This window comes from Oceanobacillus sp. M60, assembly GCF_053839645.1.
In genome coordinates, this window is the sequence record NZ_JBSSNH010000003.1 from 360,331 (window position 1) to 380,092 (window position 19,762).

Here is a 19,762-nt window from a genome sequence, read left to right on the forward strand (position 1 = left end):
TATTTTAAAATGGGTGACAATGAAATGCGGAAATATAATAAATCCTCAGGAGAACCTCTCCTTATATTCAAAAGCAGTAACAAGGCTATGTATAAGGACAGAGGGAAACTACTGAGGAATGAAATTTAATTTAATCCTTAATTCTAGAGAATAATTATATTTCTATATCAAATTTAGTTATAGTAAAGCCAGTATTCACACATTAAAAAGCCTCTTCTTTTAGATTCTATTCTGGATAGGCAAGCAAATTTCACAAACATGTTTTTCAAGCATGAAAGGCATATACCGCTCCAAAATCGGTCTTGTCTCATCTAACTGATAGCCAGCACCAGCTAATTCAGAAAAAATAACCTGCCATGCTCTGTTCATTGCTTCCTGAGTATGTTCAATAGTGAAAACAGCATAGCTGCCGCCTTGTAAAATAGCCTGTTGGACACATTCATCAGTTATTTCCTGTTGGGCAGACAATACAAGCGCTGTATCGTATCTGCACGCCTCGGGAGGAACATGTGCTGGATTGTCCCAAATAATACCTAATACAACTGCATTATCTGTCAATAAATTACCCTTTGAAACATTGTTATAGGTCATCCAATGCTTAAATCTAGCCATTAGCTGATTATTTTCCTCTCCGTATGCACCAGTTCTCCGCATATAGACAATTGGCAGATCTGAAATTTGTTCTAATTTCATAATAAACATTCTCCTAAAAATATAAGTACGCCGGCGTCTATGAACATCATAAGTCCCTTTAAAATGAAAAACAACCAGAGTTTTAAAATAATTTTAAAAATGATATTTTGAAATTTTATTATTTTTAGGTGAAAGGTTATCTGATGACGATTCTCTCCAATTAATTATTATTTTCTGCGTTGTATAAATCCTTTAATTGTATTTCTTTCGTACGGTCTTTATATTGAATGTGTATTATATCTTCCTCTGTCAATTTCTTTTCTGTTCCATCAGGTAGCAATAACGTATTTTCATCTAAAAATGTATACGTAATCTCACTTCCATTTTGGTGATTACTTGCCACTTCTGAAAAATAATTTAATTTCGTATCTGCAAGGATATTCCAATTTTCATAGATAATAATTGTATCAATATACTCTTTATCTCCTGGCTGCAGCATGGCTAAAAGGTAGCGGTTATCATTTTTTGATTGAAAAGTCAGCGTAGTTGTTTGATTCTGCTGCTGAATGGTTGTTTCCACATTATTTTCATCTGCTATCCACATATGGACAAAAAGGAAATAATAACCAATAGATAGAAGAAGAAATAGTGCCAGCAGCGATCCTGTTATCATGAAAATCTTTCTTCTGTTTTTTGACCGAACCTTTTTCAGATAATCAATATTTCTTTTCTCATCTTTTTGCTCATGGGTGTGTTCTACTATCAAATCCTCTTGCATTTCTTTAAAGTATTCCCGGCACTCCGCACATTGTTCCATATGTTCTTCCATCTGTTTATTTGTTTCATCACTTGTCAGGTTTTCAATATAACTAGGTACTAAATCTTTGAAGACACTATGGTTCATTCCTTTTGGCCACCCTTTCGTAATTGTTGTTTAGCTCGATAAAATGTTACCCGGGACCAGTTTTCTGATTCTCCGAAAATCAATCCTATTTCTTTGAAAGATAAATCCCCCAGCAGCCTGAGATAAATAATTTCACGCTTTTTCTCATCAAGCTGATGGGCTTGCTTGAAAAAATTGATTTTATTTTCCTTCTTAAAATATTCTTCCTCCAAATGATAAGATAGCGTATCCTCATTCTGGAGCGATTCTTCTAATTGTTTCCTTTTCTTTTCCTTATGCAGTTCTTGTAACCAGACATTTTTTGCTATAGCACACAGCCAGGTAGAAAATTTAGCTCTTCCATTGTTATGAAAGTTATCGATGGATTTAATAGCCTGATAGAATGTTTCTTGCGTCAGTTCTTCAGCCGTCTGACTATTATTGGTCAGTGTTAATAAGTATTTAAAAATAAAGTCTCCATATTCCTGATAAACCTCCTCTGTGTTCACTTTTTACCTCCTCTCAATGGTAATCTAATTAATGATTGTTAAATGTTTAATCATCTATATATCCAAGAATTTACTGATTCGTTACAATATTTTTTTCCAACTCTATTATTTTCTGCTATTTACCTTCTTCTGTAAACAATGAGCAGCAGGTCTAAATAGAGGGAACACAGCTGTATCGGGAGAATAATAGGTCTCTAAATGATAAACAAACGAATCAAAAACAGTCTCATCGTTCATAGAACATATTAAAAGAAAAGTGGAAAATATATATTAATCCTATAAATTCTTGAAATTCATTTGTATAATGACCATAGATATCAGTTAACAGCAATGAAACAGATAAATGGAGGGACAGCTATGAAATTACTCATTGTAGAAGACGATAAAACAATTGCTTCCGGCTTGGAGTATTCCCTAAGCCAAGAAGGCTATGAAGTAATCGTCTGTCATCATGCGCAAGGAGCAGAGGAAAGGATAGACACAGAGATAGACAGCATTTCTCTATGCTTATTTGATTTATCTTTGCCTGATGGCAGCGGCTATGATTTATGCCGGCGTGTCAAAGAAAGTGCAGATGTCCCGGTTATATTTCTAACCGTTGCCGATGATGAAGTGAACGTGGTAATGGGACTGGATATAGGGGCAGATGATTATATTACCAAGCCATTTCGTATACGTGAATTAAGTGCACGGATTAAAACCGTGCTCAGGCGTTATCAAAAAAATAACACGCAGGAGAAGGATTCTGTCCACCTTGATTCGCTGGAGGTATTTCCGTTAGAAGGAAAAGTATATAAAGCAAATATAGAACTTGCATTAACCGCACTGGAATATAGGCTGTTGATGATTTTTATCAACCACCGCGGGCAGATATTGTCTCGGGAGCAGCTGCTGGAACAGATATGGGATGTGGCTGGCGAGTTTGTCAACGATAATACGCTTACGGTGTATATTAAACGGCTTCGAAAGAAAATTGAAGATAATCCGCAGCAGCCGGCAATCATAGAAACAGTCAGAGGGCTGGGATACAGAATGGCGGCAGAAGATGTTACGAAATAAAGAAATCTGTTTTTTTCTCACTTCCACGGTATTGATTTTAGGAATCGGCATGCTATTAGGATATATGCATTCTCCTGTCACAGCTGTCTATATTGTGATTGTGGGCGGGAGCCTGGCGAGTTGCTATATGGTATGGATGGCCTGGCGCTATCAGCGGATTATCCAGTTATCCGGTTATTTACGAAAAATTATTGCAGGAGATACCGCGCTCGATGTCCGGGATAATAGAGAAGGGGACCTCAGTATATTAAAAAATGAAATCTATAAAATGACCCGGATGCTATCTGAACAGCAGGAAGGGCTGCAGAAGGATAAAGAAAAACTCACGGATGCAATCTCCGATATTTCTCATCAAATCAAAACGCCGCTGACTTCGATGACCGTAATGGCTGATTTATTAAGCAATCCGAATATCGAGACGGAAAAGCGGCATGAATTTACATATCATATTCGCAGGCAATTAGAACGGATGGAATGGCTTGTATCCTCGTTATTAAAGCTTTCCAAAATCGATGCGGGAACTACTTTATTCAGCAAGGAAAAGGTTGAAGTGGACCAGCTTATACAAGAAGTTGTTGCACCAATGGAGATTCCTGTGGAGCTGAAGGAGATAGAGCTGGAGATAGAAGAAAAGCCGGGGGTGACTTTTATAGGCGATAAAAATTGGACGAAAGAGGCTTGTATTAATATTTTAAAGAATGCAATAGAACACACCCCGCATGGCGGAAAAGTCTCCATCTCTTATGAGGAAAATGCTATTTTTACAGAAATACGAATTAATGATAATGGCAAAGGTATCGAGAAAGCAGAGCTTCCACATATTTTTAAACGTTTTTATAAAGGAAGTCAGGCGGCTGATGGCAGTGTTGGTATTGGTTTGGCGATGGCTTATTCGATTGTTGCTAATCAGCAGGGAGATATTGAAGTAATAAGTGAATCTGGAAAAGGAACCACTTTTTTAATTAAATTCTATCAGGGAGAAGCAGCTCGCTAAATGAAGTTCCACTTTATCAGCAGGTTATGTCATCATAAGTGACAATATTGTCACTGTTATTGTCACCATCCCGTCACCTTAGACAGGTAAAGTAGGGAACAAAGGAAAATAAGGAGGAAATTGTAGTGGAATTAATGCGGGTTGAAAATTTGTCTAAAGTGTACGGAAAAGGTGACACGGCAGTAAAAGCATTGGATAATGTATCATTTTCCGTGGAGCAGGGGGAGTTTGTAGCAATTATTGGACCGTCTGGTTCCGGGAAATCGACACTGCTTCATTTGCTGGGTGGTGTGGACCGGCCGACGGATGGCAAGGTATTTATAGAGAATACAGATATCTATGAATTAAATGAAACACAGTTAGCTGTTTTTCGCAGGAGACAGATTGGCTTAATTTATCAGTTTTACAATCTCCTGCCGATTTTAACTGTTGAGGAAAACATTACGTTGCCAATGCTGTTAGATTCTCATCAGGTGGAAAAAAAGCACTTTAAGGAATTGATAGAGATTCTTGGGCTTAAAGACCGATTAGATTATTTACCGAATCAGCTATCTGGGGGCCAGCAGCAGCGTGTATCCATTGGCAGAGCTCTAATCAGTAATCCGTCTATTATTCTTGCGGATGAGCCGACGGGGAATTTAGACAGTAAGAATAGTAAAGAAATCATTGATTTATTAAAACTATTTAATAAATCATATCACCAGACATTGGTCGTCATTACCCATGATGAACGAATTGCCCTTCAGGCTGATCGGATTATTTCCATTGAGGATGGTGTGATCGCCAAGGACGAGGTGATTCGCAAATGAATATTGTCAATAAAGTTACGTTAAGGCATTTAAAAGAAAATAAACGAAGAACGCTTATTACTATCATTGGTGTCATTATTTCTGTTGCGATGATTACAGGAGTAGCTTCCCTGGGAATTTCTTTTATAGATATGCAGCAGCGGGATGCGATTGCTAATGAAGGAAATTGGCATTACAGCATGGATCAGCTCAATTCAGAGCAGCTGGAAAAAATTCAAACCGATGCCAATACAGGTTCTGTCGGTGTGATGAAGGAATATGGGTATGCACCGTTGAATGACCAATTATTGAAAAGATACCTGTATGTCCGGGGCATGGATGAAACGGCTATGGAGCAGATGCAAGTGAATCTGACGAAAGGCCGGCTCCCGGCAAGTGAAAAGGAGGTAGTAATCTCTGAGGAATTAAAGAGACAGGATTTTGATTACCAAATTGGAGATACGATTGAGTTAGACATAGGAGAAAGACGTTATACAGGAACGGAAGGTATGGAAAATCGTGCGTTAGATCAAAATGATTCCCTTTTGGTTATTGAAGGGCAATTAGATGAAGAATTACGTGAGCAAACCGAATACAGCTTTACCATTGTTGGTGAAATCGAAGAACCGATATGGGACGAGCCGTGGTCTCCAGGATATACCGTGTTAGCTTATACGGATGCACAAGCGTCATCTGTGGTGGACCGTGCTTTTGTAAAAGTGAATGATTTAGGGATAACCCTTTTCGATGATGTAGATTTGCTGGCGCAAGAATTGGATGTAGCGGATGATGCGTATAATTTTAACACGACTTTATTGAATACGTACCTTGTTTCCTTGAACAGCGGGACGGTTTCTACTTTATCCGGATTATTAACGGTTATTATGCTGATTATCGTAATTGGTTCAATGGCTTTAATTTATAATGCATTTGCTATCTCTGTATCAGAAAGATCACGGTATTTAGGGATGCTTGCGAGCGTTGGAGCAACGAAACGGCAAAAAAGAAATTCCGTATTATTTGAAGGGCTCTTAATCGGATTGATCAGTATTCCTATTGGAATTGGAGCGGGTTTTGCCGGCATTGGCATCACGCTGCATTATGTGAATCAGATTTTACAAAATGTAGGGCTTGAGACAGATTTCCGGCTGGTTGTTACTCTTCCTTTAATCGGGATAGCTGTCGGAGTTTCTATGATGACCATTTTAATTTCTGCATGGATACCTGCAGTCAGAGCATCTAAAGTAACGGCAATTGATGCTATCCGTCAGGCAAAGGATGTCAAATTAACGAAAAAGAAAGTGAAAACAAACCGTATCGTCCGTAAACTCTTTGGCTATGAAGCGGAAATTGCTTTGAAGAATTTAAAGAGACATAAGAAACGTTACCAGGTGACTGTTTTTTCACTCATGATCAGCGTTATTCTGTTCTTAACTGTAGGGTTCTATACCAATTCGCTGACAAAATCATATGAAGTACTGTCGGAGGAACTGGAATATGATATTTCCATTAGCGGCACGGGAGAAATAGATGATTCCAATCCTTTGTGGGAAATCTATCAAGACATACAAGATTTAGATAGTGTGGAGGAAAGTTTCATTTACAAAACAGCCCAGCTTCAGGCGTATTTTCCAGAGCAAATGGCTGGAGAGAACTATGAAAATAGGGATGGAACTCCTGAAACAGCAGAAGGTCTCCCGTATTACCTGGAATTAGTGGGCTTATCTGATGAGGATTGGGAACAATATCTAGCCGATAATGATATAACAGATAGGACAGAAAGTGATTTTCGCGGTGTTTTAGTAAACCATGTCACCTATAATGATGGCACGCAATACATCGAAACAGATATGTTAAAAGTGGATACGGGTGATATGCTGCCGCTTCAAGTGAACAGCTACAATGAAGAAAGAGACGATTGGAACTTCGAACAGGGAGAAGACATCGAGCTGCTTGGTCTGACGAATCAATATCCCGTTGGAAATTCCTATGCCGATTCGAACACTATTTATCTTATTGTACCGGAGCAAGTGCTTGAGAATACAATGGAATCATTTCCAAATGAAAGAACAAGTTTATCCGAGATATATGTCACCTCTGATGATCCGGACCAGGCGCAAGAGGATATAGAAGCGCTGGGGATTGCGGATGAGGTATCTATTTACAATCAGTATGAAGTCAGGCAGGATAATGAACAATTCGCACGGGTGCTGTCTATTTTTGTTTACGGTTTTATCATCCTGATTACATTGATTTCCGTTGCTAATATCTTTAATACCATTTCAACAAGTATTGCTCTGCGGAGAAGAGAGTTTGCAACGATGAAATCGATTGGCATGACGCCAAAAGCTTTTCGTAAAATGATTTATTTTGAGAGCCTGTTTTATGGAATAAAATCCTTGCTCTATGGGCTGCCAATCAGTTTCGTGGTAATGTATATTATTTACTGGCAGACACAATACGCCTTTGATTACAGCTTCAACATTCCATGGATGTATATTGGCATTGCGATTCTATCTGTATTCCTGATTGTTGGAGCAGCCATGCTATACTCGATGTCGAAATTGAAGAAGGATAGTATTTTGGAGACGTTAAGACAGGAAAATATTTAGAGCAACATAACAAGCTATCTCGGGTGGGAATATCTGAGATAGCTTGTTTTTTTGTTATTTAGAATGCTGGGCTTTAAAATTATCATAACGTGGCTGTTCGTGCTAATAGTGAAAAAGATCCATAGATGAACATGTTTCGAATAGGAGAAGCAGCGAAACAAACAACGCTATCCGTTTAAATATAAAACTCCATATGAGGCTTTTCCTGCTTATAATAATTCATTCTGTCCTGTAACGTGCCAGTATGAAATTCAAACTTATGACCATCAGGGTCTGTAAAATAGATCGATTTCTTATCTTTTTCATCCCTGGGACGGCCCGTTAACATATTTACGTCTAATTCCTCTAATTTGTTATATATGCTGTCAAAATCAGCTTCTTCAATGGAAAAAGCAATATGTGTATAGGATTGGCTTATTTCATTCCGGGGTATGTCCTTCTCCAAATTAAGAGCCAGCCACATGCCATTTAAATCAAAATAAGCTGTGCTTCTTCCCTTGACCAGTAATTTAGCATCAAACACATTCTGGTAAAAACGTATGGATTCTTCTAAATCAGAAACAGAAAATAAAAAATGATTTACTCCCTTTATAAACAACTTTATCACCTCAATATGATTAGTTTCATTTTTTCTAAGAACAACAATAAATAGCTGCATCAAAAGCATCTTCCGGAGTATAGATGATTTCATTTCTTATTTCGTAAGGTATATCATGGTTTTCTAACAATTCCGTAGCATTGCTGTTTGTCTTTTCTCCCCACTCGGTGTATTCGCCGGTATATTCTTTTTGACAAGCGGATAAGGCTGCCAAAAGAAAAAAATCACAAAGTATAAATACTAGAACCTTCTTCAAAATCTTTCTCTCCTTTAAATGATTTAATCAACTTCGTTTATATTCATTCTTTAACTCTACCAAAAAGTTTTCTTACGTTAAAGAGCCCACTCTATTAATGCAAAAGCACATGTTAATTTCCGATGTACGCGTATTTACGAAAAATCATTTCCGTTCCATCCTAAGGAAAAGAAAATTTTGTATATTTTAAAAAAAATTATTGTTTTTCTTCTGTATTAAGAATATAATACATTTAAATATGTGTCTTAGTGTATTAATACAGTATGACAAAAATACATCATTAGAACGAGGTGAGGGGTTATATTCAAGTAGTAGCTTGGATAGTTACTTTATTATAATTGTAATATTTATACTTAAAAAGAATTTATTGTTAGAAGTTGTTGAGGGGGTTAGTTATGAATTTTATGAAACGGGCTTTTTTAGAGATTACTAGAAAAAAAGGAAAGTCTTTAATTTTACTTGCAGTTATTTTTATTTTAGGAAATTTGATTTCTGGAGCTATTGCGATTCAGCAGGCAACCGGCAATGTAGAGACCACCATTAAAGAGAGACTGGGTACTGCAGCAACGGTTGACATGGATTATAAAGCATGGGAGTCCATGTCTGAGGAAGAACTGGAAACCTTGGAGATGGAAGAGCTGGGCGTTGATCTGATTAAGCAGATTGGCGAGCTTCCTTATGTGAAATACTATGATTACAGCATGACCACCTGGATGGGGTCAGAGAGTATAGAACCTTATCAAGAAGAACTGGAAGAGGATGTTATGTATGGGGATGAAGATAATATCCCTTTTAGCCTGAAAGGGATCAATTACGCTCCAGTTATTGATTTTGAAGAAGGAAAAGGGGAGTTAGCAGACGGACGGGTGTTTACAGAGGAAGAGATTGAGAATGGCACGTCCGTGGCAATCATTTCTCAAAAACTGGCAGAGCAAAATAATTTAGAGGTAGGAGATACATTTACATTATTAAGTGCTGTGTATGATTACTCGGAAGAGACGGGTGAAGAGACCGTATTGGATTCCAGAGATATTGTTTTAGAAGTGATTGGATTATTCGATCCGCAATCTGGAAAGGAAGAGACAGAGAGTAAAGAGGAAGATAGCGATATGTTCCTGATGGAGGATATCGACTATCAGAATACCGTATATGTTCCTAATGCCATTATATCTGCCGAAGAACAGTATTACTGGGAGGTATATGCTGAAGACGATCCGGAAATTGCTGAAATGCTGGAAGAAGAGTCGATGGAATACTATACGCCAATCTATTACTTAAATAATCCAGAGGACATAGAGCCATTTGAAGAAGAGGTGGCGCCGTTATTGCCGGAGCTTTATACGGTAATTAGCGCAAGTGACCAATATGATGATATTTCAGGACCGATGGAATCCATGTCCACGCTGTCAAAATATGTTTTATTAGTGGCTGTGATTGCGACCGTACTCATTACTGGATTAGTCGTTTTACTATTTTTGCGGGACCGCAAGCGTGAATTAGGGATTTACTTATCCTTAGGTGAGAAGCGGGGTAAGGTTGTCGGACAGATTTTAATTGAAGTAATCGTCGTTGCCTTTGTTGGTATTACATTATCATTATTTACTGGAAATCTCTTAGCAGGGCAAGTATCAGATACGATGATGAAAGCAGATGATACGCAAGAAGAAAGCTATGAAGGTGTTATTTATTATGAAGGGATAGAAACCAATTTGACGGCAGAAGATGTGATAGATTCATATGAGGTCAGTCTTAATTCCAGCTATGTGCTCGGTTTTTATGGAATCGGTCTGTTAACGATTTTGATTTCAACGATTATCCCGCTGATTTATATTGTCCGGTTGAATCCAAAGAAAATACTGATGTGATGGTGAGGTGAGAAGATGATATTAGAAGCAAAGGATTTAAATTATTATTATCAGGACGGCGAACAGCGCCGTTATATTTTAAAGGATACATCTATCTCTTTTGAGAAGGGAAAGTTTTATACGATTTTAGGGCAGTCCGGCTCAGGAAAGACAACCTTGTTATCCTTGCTCAGTGCGTTGGATTCACCGCATAGCGGAGAAGTGTTATTTAACGAGGAGAATATTAAGAAAATTGGATATGAAAAATACCGTCGTAATAATGTGGGGATTATTTTTCAAAGCTATAATTTAATTCCGACTTTTACAGCTATTGAAAACGTACTGGTCCCGATGTCAATCACGGAAAATGAAATTCCGGATGATACCAAAACCGTAGCGTATAATTTGCTGGATTATATCGGGATTGTAAAAAATAAAGCAGACCGTCTGGTTAATCAGATGTCCGGGGGAGAGCAGCAGCGTGTTGCCATTGCCCGTGCGCTGGCAACGAACGTGGAATTAATTCTTGCCGATGAACCTACTGGAAATCTTGATGAAGAGATGGAGCAGGAAATCATTGATATCTTTAAAAAATTGGCACATGAGCATGGAAAATGTGTCATTGTGGTAACTCACTCCAATGAAATTGCCGAACAGTCTGATCAGGCTTTCCAATTGAGGAAGGGTGTTCTGTCTTCCTATGAGTGATTTTTTATCCAAGTTTAATAAAGATAAATATGATGATCTGGTAAATGAAAAAGAAGACAAGGAAATAAAGAGCAGTGACAATAAGAAAGAACAGAAACAGGAAGAAAAAGTACCGCAGCAGAAGCACGAGGAACAGGCTTCTGCTGTGGAAAAGGAAGAGCCCGTATATAAAAAGCATGAGCCCGTCCCTGCTTCTTCCTCTCTTTCCTCCAGAAGCGGCCGCCGTCAAGATGCAGAAGAAGAAGTGGAAATTGACTTAGATTACCGGAGGAAGAAAAAACGCCGGATGTGGCTGCTTATTTCTGGAGCCGTTTTGGCTTGTATCCTGATTTTCTTCATTTATTATCTGCTTGTTCATGTGAAGGTAGAAAATTTTGAGGGTCAGCCTGTGGCAGATGTGCGGGCCTGGGCTGAGGAGAACGATGTGGAAATCGAATTAGAACAGGAATACAGCATGGAGCATGATGCGAACCATGTTATTTCACAAAGTGTTTCTGAAGGGGACAAGATTAAAAAAGGAAAAACGCTGCAATTAACCAGCAGTTTAGGTGCTGATCCAGAAGAAGTTATTCCGCTGGTTGATTTTTCAGAGATGTCCCAAGAAGAAGCACAAATCTGGATTGAAGAAAATAAAGCAGAAAACCTGCAGCTGGTCACAGAATATAGTGATGATATCGAAGCGGGGGGCTTTATTCAGTTTTCCATCAAGGATAGCAGTATTGATGAATCGGAATACAAACGGAAGGATAGTGCTGCTGTCTATTATTCAAGAGGGGAAGAAGTTTTCGAAAAGAATATTACTATCCCTGATTTTACCGGAGCTGCCAAAGAAGAAGTGGAAAAATGGGCAGAGACCAATGAAATTGAGATGACCTATGAAGAGGCTGATTCGGACAGCGTCGAAGAAGGAAATATTATCAGTCAAAGTGAACCGGCGGATGAGAAAATCGCGAAAAGAGACGAGATGGAAGTGGTTGTATCAGCCGGTAAAGCAGTGGTCGTTCCGAATTTTGGAGGGGTAACTGCGGAAGAAGCAGCGATGAATTATCCAGATTTAAATGTCACCGTAAAACATGCTTTTCATGCAGACGTTGCCTATGGAACGCTGATTTCACAATCTGTTGAAGCAGATACAAAGCTGACAAATAAAGATGACAAGGATGTTACCGTAACGTACTCTCAGGGCAGACCATATTTGCATGATTTCCGAGGACAGACAGAAGGGGATTTGCCAAGACTGTTTTATGAGGAATATCAATCAAAGGGTGCGGACATCAACTATATTGTAAAGTATGTTGATTCCCCGGAAGTAAAGGGAACCGTCGTGGATATGGGGGTATTTAATGAATTTGTGCCCATGACGTATACGGTGGAGGTCCGAATTAGCAATAATGCTTCTGCACCGCCAAATCCGCCGGCATTTGATGAAGGACCGGAAGATATTTATCCGGAGCCCGGAGCAGGCGGAGCTGATGGACTGGAAGAACTTGAACCAGAGCTTGGTGCAGATGAGTCTCCGGATTCATTGGAGGAAACGGAAGAGTAATAAACACAAATAAATATGATATCGAAACAGGAGTAATTTCCAATTGTCATGGAACTACTCCTGTTTTTTGAAAGTAAAATATTCCGATATAGCATTGGAAACTTCCAGTTCTTAATTTAACTGCAGCAGCGCTTCTTCTGAAACATCCTCTTCTCTTACCTCTGTCCAGCCTTTTCCATAGCTGCCCGATGCATCAATGCGCAGAAAAGCACCTGGCCGGAGCTCTCTATCGATTACTTTTGTGATTTGCTGTTCTTTGCCATCCGCGTTATACCCTGAAAAGACATACTTGTAATTGCCGGTCCACAGCTTTTCGTAATTATCATCAGCTGTTTCTGCATAATAGGTTTCTACCGGATGCTGTAACAACCAGTCTGTTAATGGAATGATGCCGGCTGTCGTCTTTTGGATGGCAACAGCGGCGAGGGTGAAGAGAATGAGTATTCCAATCAATACTTTGTACTGCTTTTTTCATATCATGACACTCCTTTTTTACGTGCTTTATTCTAATCTTTATTGTAAAGAAGGAGGCAGATTGAAAAAATCGCTTTCTCTTACAATTAGCTTACAGAATTGTAAGGTGAAAATGCTTTCTCTATTTTTGTGGTTCCATCCAATCTGTGCCATAATTAGTTAAAAACGGGGAGGGGGGATACGGATGCAAACCATTATGATTGTAGAAGATGACCCGAAGATTGCAAAGCATCTGCAGGATTATATTGAAAAATATGGTTATCGGGTGTCTTTTATCATGGATTTTGAACGGATCATGGAAGTATTTCAAGAGGAAAAGCCTGACTTAGTGCTTCTGGATATTAATTTACCAAGCTATGATGGTTTTTATTGGTGCAGGCAAATTCGCCAGCTGTCTACCTGTCCGGTCATTTTTATTTCTGCCCGCACAGGAGAGATGGACCAGGTAATGGCGCTGGAAAACGGAGGCGATGATTTTATCACAAAACCGTTCAGTGCGGAAATCGTGATGGCAAAAATACGCAGTCAGCTGCGCCGGGCATATGGAGCGTATGCTCAGGACGCAAAGGAGCGTTTCTTAGAGGTGGAAGGGTTAAAGCTTTCCCCGGAACGGCTGGAATTAACCTTCGCCGGAGAGGATACGTTTTTATCAAAAAAAGAAGCGGATATTATGGAAACCTTAATGAATCGTTATCCGCGTGTTGCCGGCAGGGAAGATTTGCTGGAGAAGCTTTGGGACGACCAGACCTATGTGGATGAAAACACATTGAACGTCAATATAACAAGAGTGCGGAAAAAGCTGCAGTCTGTCGGGATTGCAGATGGAGTGGAGACGGTTAGAGGAGTCGGCTACCGCTTAAAAAGCCTGTTGAAAGAAGAATAATGTAAATGGGGAGGATTCCTATGCAATTTAAATCCGTTGTGGAAGCAGATTTGATTTCATGCAGTAAATTATTTTTAACCGTTTTTAATGGGGAACCATGGAATGATAAATGGACGTTAGAAAAAGCCAAACAGTATCTGGCAGATTTTTACCGGACTCCTGGATTTTTTGGTGTGTCAGCGATAGAAAATGAAGAGATTATTGGATTTATTTTTGGGACACGCCGGGCTTGGTGGAATGGCGATGAGTTTTTTATCAATGAAATGTGTGTAGATACGGACAGACAAAATAAAGGAATAGGGAAGGAGCTCCTTACTCATTTGGAGAAAGTGATAGATTCAAATGAAATTACTGCTATTTCTCTTTTGACGGACCGGGGAATACCGGCAGAAGCATTTTATAAAAGAAATGGCTTTAAAGAAATAGAAAGGCTTGTTTTTCTCAGTCGTGAAGTTTGAAGCAGATGTTTACCATGCGTGTTCAAAAAGTCATTTTCATTGGGCATTTTGAACATCCTCTTAAAGGAGGTTGAAAATGAAGTTATTTTTAAAGGAACATGCTTTATTGATTTTACTTAATATCGTGCAGTTTACGGCTATCCTGCTTATTTACTGGCTGGATGGCTACCGGAATTTACTGCCGGCATTGTACGCGATTTTTATTGGATTCTTTTTTCTTGTCTGCTATCTTTTTTATCAGTATTTCAGCCGCCGGACATTTTATCACCGTTTAAGCCATCCGATGGAAACCTTAGATGAATCCTTGCAGAAAAGCAGTCCGCATCCTGTTTCCGAAGCAATGAACGATTTGTTGCGAAGTCAGTATAAACAGTATCAGCAGCAGATCAATACCATTGAAAAGGAAAGGGAGGAGCATCTTAAGCTGATGGATCAGTGGGTGCATCAAATGAAAACACCTATCTCTGTCATTGAGCTTACCGCACAGAATCTGGATGAGCCAGACTCCTCCAGTATTCGAGAGGAAACGGAGCGGATGAAATCGGGATTAAATACAATTCTTTATATGGCAAGGCTGCGGACAATTGAGCAGGATTTTCATATCAAGCCGATACATTTGAAATCATTGGTCCATGAGGTAAACGGTGAAAACAAACGATTCTACATACGCAATAAGGTTTATCCTAAAGTGGAAGAACGAACGGAAGGGTTGACAGTACAGTCAGATGAAAAGTGGCTTTACTTTATCCTGACCCAGCTTGTTTTAAATGCTGTAAAGTACTCCGCAGACAAAAGCAATTCCATTCTTATCTCTATTTATGAAAGGGAGAAAGAAGCTGTGTTGGAAGTGAAGGATTTTGGTGTCGGGATTCCGGAAGCGGATAAGAGACGTATTTTTGATGCTTTTTATACTGGTGAGAACGGCAGGAAATTTAGAGAATCTACCGGAATGGGATTGTATTTAATCAAAGAATCCGTGGAGTATCTCCATCATCGGATTGAATTTGAGTCAAGGGTGGGAGAGGGCACCACGTTCCGGATTCTTTTTTCGGAAACGCAAAAGCGATGAATATAAAGTAAAATAGTATATAAAAGAAATGACATCTGCCGCAATGATGCTGCTGTGGCAGATGTCATGCTATGTGTTAGGATCGTAATCCATCCTCTACGCGTTCGCCAAGCTGAGGAGAAGCAAGCGAAAAATACTCTATTGCCTTTGCCTGCAAGTCTCGCCGTACTCCTGTCAGTCCAGTAACCAGATTCGAGACAAGCTGCGTTTTTCCTGTTTGCGATAAAGATTGATAGTATTCCCCTGCCTGGGTAAAATCATCCTGCTTTACAATATCCGAGCGTATGAGCTCGCCTTCCACATACCTGCCTTCTCCGCTCGTCTGTAAATTGCTTGGCTTCCAATGCTTCTGATCATTTACCGGCACATCTCGGAACCGCGGTCCGATACGATAGCGCTGCGAATCCCAATATACATTCGCCCGCCCTTGTACGATTTTATCATCGGACAATTCTGCTCCGTCCAGCAAGTTTGACGGGGAGAACGCAAGCTTTTCCACCTGCTCCATATAATCGTCTGGATTGCGATTAAGCACCATCTTTCCGACAGGGTGAAAAGGAAACATCTTTGGATCCCATACTTTCGTATCATCAAGCGGATCGAACGGAAGCTGCCCCGCATCTTTAGGATTCATCATTTGTACATACAGTCCGTATTCTACTAAGCTCCCGTCTGCAATCGTGTTGTAGAGATCTTCTCCGGAATAATCCGGATTGGCCGCTGCAATTTTATCTGCCTCGCTGCTTGTAATGAATTGTACACCCTCAAATGGAATCCACTGGTATTTAATATAATGCCGTTTTCCTTCTGCGTTTCGCCACACGTACGTACTGACGCTGTTAGCGGGGATTCGCCGAAAACTTTTAGCTGTGCCCTGGTTAGAAAAGAGACGGACGATAAAATGGGTGGACTCCGGGTGCCTGGCGACAAATTCCCAAAGCGAATTCGGATCCATCAGGTTGTTCTTAGGTGATGGGGAAAGAGCTTTGATACTTTCTGGGAAACGCATCGGATCACGCAATAAAAAGACGGGGATATCATTACAAATAAGGTCAAAAATCCCGTCGTCTGTATAGAACTTCGTTGAAAATCCACGTATGTTTCGCGAGGTATCCGGGGTGCCTTTATTGCTCGCTCCAAGTGAAAAACGAACCGCGACAGGAACGGTTTGGCCAGCATGCTGAAGAAAAGGAAGCTTTGTGTATTTACTCATGCTGTTCAGTGTTTCGAAATACCCAAATGCACCATACCCTTTCACATGTAAAGGACGTTCGATAATCTTCTCGTGAATGAAGGTTTCCAGTGTTTCATGCAAAATGTTATCCTGTTCCAATATCGGACCATCTTTACCAACCGTTTGGGAGTGCATCGGGCCGGAAGTGTTGGATGAGTTATGTTGGCGTGTCGCGTGCTTGTTATCTGCTGCTTCTGTTTTTGGAACAGGATGACGTTTTCCTTGTTGCGGATTATGATTGTTATCGCTCATTAGTTCCTCCTTGTGAAAATATAATCTACCTTAATAATGTTATGAATATTGCTTGTTTCAATATGCATTATTAGTAAAAAAATAATCAGAAGATTGGGAAATCAAAAGGTAAAAAATAGATTTTGGTAATTGAAAAGACGAATTAAGATGATGCACGGAGGAAAATCTCTTTAAAACAATAGATACTTATCTTACAATGCTGTAAGGTAATTGAAAGAAATTTCGATAGTTTCTTCCTTAAGAGCAGCGATATACTATGGTTAAATGAAATGATAAGGAAGGAAGGATTTATATGTTGAAAGTAAGACAAGTCAGTAAAGTTTATGAAGGCAAAGTCTCCTACCGTGCTTTGTCAGATATTGATTTGACCGTAGAGGATAATGAATTTGTAGGAATTATGGGGCCGTCTGGAAGCGGTAAGACAACGTTGTTAAATATGATTGCTACGATTGACGAACCGACGACAGGGGAAATCTTAATTAACGGGAAGGACCCGCATCGTCTCAAAAAAGAAAAGCTTGCTCAATTCCGCAGACGGGAATTAGGGTTTGTCTTTCAGGATTTTAACCTGCTCCACACACTGACCGTGGAAGAGAATATGGTGCTGCCGTTAACTCTTGATGGCAAAAAGGTAAGTGAAATGAAGAAAAAGGCAAAGGAAATTGCTGCGAAGCTGGGGATAACGGAAATCATGAATAAACGAACCTATGAAATTTCCGGCGGGCAGGCGCAGAGGGCAGCTGTTGCCCGGGCAATGATTCATACGCCAAAGCTGCTCTTGGCAGATGAACCGACGGGAAACCTGGATTCCAAGTCCTCTAAAGATGTGATGGAATTGCTGGAATCCATTAATGAAAAGGAAAAGACAACAATGCTTTTGGTTACGCATGATCCGCAGGCTGCGAGTTATTGTAATCGTGTGGTATTTATCCGGGACGGAAAGTTTTATTCCGAAATTCACCGCGGCGATAACCGGCAGGCGTTTTTCCAAAAGATTATCGACACACTCTCATTAATGGGAGGGGATTCCAATGACTTTTCGTCAGTTCGCGTTTAATAATGTCGTCCGGAATAAACGGCTTTATGCTGCGTATTTTCTAACCAGCCTTTTTACCGTGATGGTTTTCTTTACCTTTTCTATTTTTGCTTCTCATCCGCAGCTGACAGGAAATAATATGGATTCCTATGTCAGCTTTGGAATGAATGTTGCCGCAGGGATTATCTATGTATTTTCTTTTTTCTTTGTGCTTTACTCGATGAGTTCTTTCCTGCAATCAAGGAAAAGAGAATTCGGCTTATTGATGATTCAAGGAATGAGCATGAAACAAATCCGCTCGATGGTTTTCCTGGAAAATATGTTTATCGGTTTGCTGGCTACGATTGGCGGTATTGGATTAGGACTGGTTTTTTCTAAAGGTATCTTATTGATTGCTGAAAATGTACTCATTATTGATAATGAACTGCCATTTTATTTTCCAACACAGCCTATTTTGATTACCTTTGGCTGCTTTATGGTGCTATTTTTCCTGATTTCTTTATTTGTATCATATATTTTACGAAGCCGGAAATTGATTGATTTAATCAAGGGCGATAAAAAGTCAAAAGGGGAGCCGAAAGCAAACTTATTTTTAACCATTCTGGCAGTGCTTTTGCTCGGAACAGGATATGTGGTTGCTGTAACAGTCGATGGATTAAAGGTGATTGCCGCACTGGTTCCAGTTGTTATTGTCGTGATTATTGGCACCTATCTTCTGTTCACCCAATTAAGTGTATTTATCATCCGGCGGTTAAAAAAGAAAGAGAATGTATTCTGGTATAAAACAAATATGATTCTTTTATCCGATCTATCGTTTAGGATGAAGGACAATGCAAGATCATTTTTCTTAGTAGCGATTATTTCAACCGTCGCTTTTAGTGCGATTGGATCGCTGTATGGGTTTCAATCGTATATCACTGCAGGAATCAAGCAGATGAACCAAACTACGATTTCTTATCAGGACTATGATACAGGAAATGAGGAAGCGAATGTTTCGTATATTGATGAAACGCTGCGGGAAGCAAATGTTGACGTGGATAAAGAGCAGGTAACGCTCCATTATTATGAGCTGCCTGATGAATCGCAGGTTATGGTTACAAAGGAGTCAGATTATAACCGAATTGCGGAATTAAGTGATAATGAAACGGTTCAGATAGAAGACGGTGCTCCGGCTTTGATGGGACCTGAAGTTATTTTTCTTAATATCGGCGGGGATAATTCGAATAAAGAGGAAGCGGAAATATTAAAGGATGCGGAGCTGGAGCTGGGAAACACTGTTTTAGAGCCAGTACAGCTGGTAGAATCTAGTATACTGCCTGCTACCCAAAAATATTATGTTGTTTCCGATCATGATTTCGAGAGCCTGCCTGAGCCTGCTATGGAGGAAAACTACTATGCTTGGCAGGAGACAGAGGATAAAGAAATTCCTTTAGGCGTAGCAGAAAAATTAGATGATGCGTTATCTACAGAGGGAATCCGGATTGGTGAGTATGAAGAATATGTTATCAATAAAATGTATGGACCCATCCTGTTCGTCGGCTTATTTATCGGAATTGTCTTTTTCGTATCAGCTGGAAGCTTTCTTTATTTCCGACTCTACTCGGATTTAGATGAAGATAAAAAGAAATTCCAGGCAATCACGAAAATGGGATTAACGGAAAAAGAATTAAAGAAAGTATTGAACAGACAAACCGCGCTTCTTTTCTTTGCACCGATTGCTGTTGCGCTGGTTCATGGAGCTGTCGCATTAACGGCGCTTTCCAATATGTTCTTCTACAGTCTGGTAAAGGAATCGGCAATGGTACTCGGGATGTTTTTAGCTATTCAAATCGTGTATTTCTTTATTGTTCGTTTCTACTATATCCGGCAGGTGAAGCAGGCCTTGCGATAATGACATGTTTCAAAATAAAAGACTGCATACAACAG

Annotated in this window: 19 protein-coding genes; 12 read left to right on the forward strand and 7 right to left on the reverse strand. The window is 39.7% G+C overall.

Annotation, left to right across the window (positions count from 1 at the left end):
* Positions 1-219 precede the first annotated feature (219 nt).
* The 3 genes from ACW0TQ_RS09675 to ACW0TQ_RS09685 form a co-directional block, all read right to left on the reverse strand.
* Positions 220-693 (reverse strand): AraC family transcriptional regulator, encoded by a 474-nt coding sequence (locus tag ACW0TQ_RS09675; protein ID WP_042532958.1) that lies wholly within the window; start codon positions 691-693, stop codon positions 220-222.
* Between the two features lie 160 nt (positions 694-853).
* Positions 854-1,537 carry a zf-HC2 domain-containing protein gene (locus tag ACW0TQ_RS09680; protein ID WP_193063894.1) on the reverse strand — a complete coding sequence of 228 codons (684 nt, stop codon included), beginning with the start codon at positions 1,535-1,537 and terminating at the stop codon, positions 854-856.
* Positions 1,534-2,025: an RNA polymerase sigma factor gene (locus ACW0TQ_RS09685; RefSeq protein WP_193063893.1), complete on the reverse strand. Its 492-nt coding sequence runs from the start codon at positions 2,023-2,025 to the stop codon at positions 1,534-1,536. Before ACW0TQ_RS09685 ends, ACW0TQ_RS09680 begins: the two co-directional genes overlap by 4 nt.
* A gap of 357 nt (positions 2,026-2,382) precedes the next feature.
* Here ACW0TQ_RS09685 and ACW0TQ_RS09690 point away from each other — a divergent pair, with 357 nt between their 5' ends.
* From ACW0TQ_RS09690 to ACW0TQ_RS09705, 4 genes are all read left to right on the forward strand, one after another.
* Complete coding sequence (locus ACW0TQ_RS09690) at positions 2,383-3,084, forward strand: response regulator transcription factor (RefSeq protein ID WP_042532966.1); 702 nt, start codon at positions 2,383-2,385, stop codon at positions 3,082-3,084.
* Positions 3,071-4,078 (forward strand): sensor histidine kinase, encoded by a 1,008-nt coding sequence (locus ACW0TQ_RS09695; RefSeq protein WP_455725614.1) that lies wholly within the window; start codon positions 3,071-3,073, stop codon positions 4,076-4,078. Before ACW0TQ_RS09690 ends, ACW0TQ_RS09695 begins: the two co-directional genes overlap by 14 nt.
* 134 nt (positions 4,079-4,212) lie before the next feature.
* Complete coding sequence (locus tag ACW0TQ_RS09700) at positions 4,213-4,887, forward strand: ABC transporter ATP-binding protein (RefSeq protein ID WP_226894902.1); 675 nt, start codon at positions 4,213-4,215, stop codon at positions 4,885-4,887.
* Positions 4,884-7,478 (forward strand): ABC transporter permease, encoded by a 2,595-nt coding sequence (locus tag ACW0TQ_RS09705; RefSeq protein ID WP_455725615.1) that lies wholly within the window; start codon positions 4,884-4,886, stop codon positions 7,476-7,478. The genes ACW0TQ_RS09700 and ACW0TQ_RS09705 overlap by 4 nt, the downstream gene beginning before the upstream one ends.
* Positions 7,479-7,653: 175 nt before the next feature.
* Here the strand turns inward: ACW0TQ_RS09705 and fosM are convergent, their stop codons facing one another.
* Positions 7,654-8,076, reverse strand: coding sequence for a FosM family fosfomycin resistance protein (fosM, locus tag ACW0TQ_RS09710; RefSeq protein ID WP_341172823.1), 423 nt, complete (start codon positions 8,074-8,076; stop codon positions 7,654-7,656).
* Between the two features lie 34 nt (positions 8,077-8,110).
* Entirely contained in the window at positions 8,111-8,332 is a 222-nt protein-coding gene (locus ACW0TQ_RS09715) for a hypothetical protein (protein ID WP_193063889.1), read from the reverse strand.
* 395 nt (positions 8,333-8,727) lie between these two features.
* Here ACW0TQ_RS09715 and ACW0TQ_RS09720 point away from each other — a divergent pair, with 395 nt between their 5' ends.
* The 3 genes from ACW0TQ_RS09720 to ACW0TQ_RS09730 are packed head-to-tail and all read left to right on the forward strand — an operon-like array spanning position 8,728 to position 12,430.
* Positions 8,728-10,197: an ABC transporter permease gene (locus ACW0TQ_RS09720; protein ID WP_193063888.1), complete on the forward strand. Its 1,470-nt coding sequence runs from the start codon at positions 8,728-8,730 to the stop codon at positions 10,195-10,197.
* Positions 10,198-10,212: 15 nt separating this feature from the next.
* Positions 10,213-10,884 carry an ABC transporter ATP-binding protein gene (locus tag ACW0TQ_RS09725; protein WP_455725616.1) on the forward strand — a complete coding sequence of 224 codons (672 nt, stop codon included), beginning with the start codon at positions 10,213-10,215 and terminating at the stop codon, positions 10,882-10,884.
* Positions 10,877-12,430, forward strand: a complete 1,554-nt coding sequence (locus tag ACW0TQ_RS09730; RefSeq protein WP_042532978.1) for a PASTA domain-containing protein — start codon at positions 10,877-10,879, stop codon at positions 12,428-12,430. The genes ACW0TQ_RS09725 and ACW0TQ_RS09730 overlap by 8 nt, the downstream gene beginning before the upstream one ends.
* 111 nt (positions 12,431-12,541) lie before the next feature.
* On the opposite strand, the gene ACW0TQ_RS09735 is transcribed toward ACW0TQ_RS09730, so the two are convergent.
* A complete protein-coding gene (locus ACW0TQ_RS09735) occupies positions 12,542-12,883 on the reverse strand; it encodes a DUF1093 domain-containing protein (RefSeq protein ID WP_042532980.1) in 342 nt (113 codons plus the stop codon).
* A gap of 205 nt (positions 12,884-13,088) precedes the next feature.
* Between ACW0TQ_RS09735 and ACW0TQ_RS09740 the strand changes: the two genes are divergently transcribed.
* The 3 genes from ACW0TQ_RS09740 to ACW0TQ_RS09750 all read left to right on the forward strand — a co-directional run bounded on the left by ACW0TQ_RS09740 (position 13,089) and on the right by ACW0TQ_RS09750 (position 15,314).
* The gene (locus ACW0TQ_RS09740) at positions 13,089-13,787 is read left to right on the forward strand and encodes a response regulator transcription factor (RefSeq protein WP_042532982.1); all 699 of its coding nucleotides are present in this window, start codon (positions 13,089-13,091) and stop codon (positions 13,785-13,787) included.
* Between the two features lie 20 nt (positions 13,788-13,807).
* A complete protein-coding gene (locus ACW0TQ_RS09745) occupies positions 13,808-14,245 on the forward strand; it encodes a GNAT family N-acetyltransferase (protein WP_042532985.1) in 438 nt (145 codons plus the stop codon).
* 76 nt (positions 14,246-14,321) lie between these two features.
* The gene (locus ACW0TQ_RS09750) at positions 14,322-15,314 is read left to right on the forward strand and encodes a sensor histidine kinase (protein ID WP_042532987.1); all 993 of its coding nucleotides are present in this window, start codon (positions 14,322-14,324) and stop codon (positions 15,312-15,314) included.
* Positions 15,315-15,390: 76 nt separating this feature from the next.
* Here the strand turns inward: ACW0TQ_RS09750 and ACW0TQ_RS09755 are convergent, their stop codons facing one another.
* On the reverse strand, positions 15,391-16,800 hold the full coding sequence (locus ACW0TQ_RS09755; protein ID WP_193063885.1) for a catalase: 1,410 nt from the start codon (positions 16,798-16,800) through the stop codon (positions 15,391-15,393).
* Between the two features lie 292 nt (positions 16,801-17,092).
* Here ACW0TQ_RS09755 and ACW0TQ_RS09760 point away from each other — a divergent pair, with 292 nt between their 5' ends.
* Both ACW0TQ_RS09760 and ACW0TQ_RS09765 read left to right on the forward strand, forming a co-directional pair.
* The gene (locus ACW0TQ_RS09760) at positions 17,093-17,857 is read left to right on the forward strand and encodes an ABC transporter ATP-binding protein (protein ID WP_042532989.1); all 765 of its coding nucleotides are present in this window, start codon (positions 17,093-17,095) and stop codon (positions 17,855-17,857) included.
* The gene (locus tag ACW0TQ_RS09765) at positions 17,832-19,727 is read left to right on the forward strand and encodes an ABC transporter permease (RefSeq protein ID WP_042532991.1); all 1,896 of its coding nucleotides are present in this window, start codon (positions 17,832-17,834) and stop codon (positions 19,725-19,727) included. Before ACW0TQ_RS09760 ends, ACW0TQ_RS09765 begins: the two co-directional genes overlap by 26 nt.
* Positions 19,728-19,762 lie beyond the last annotated feature (35 nt).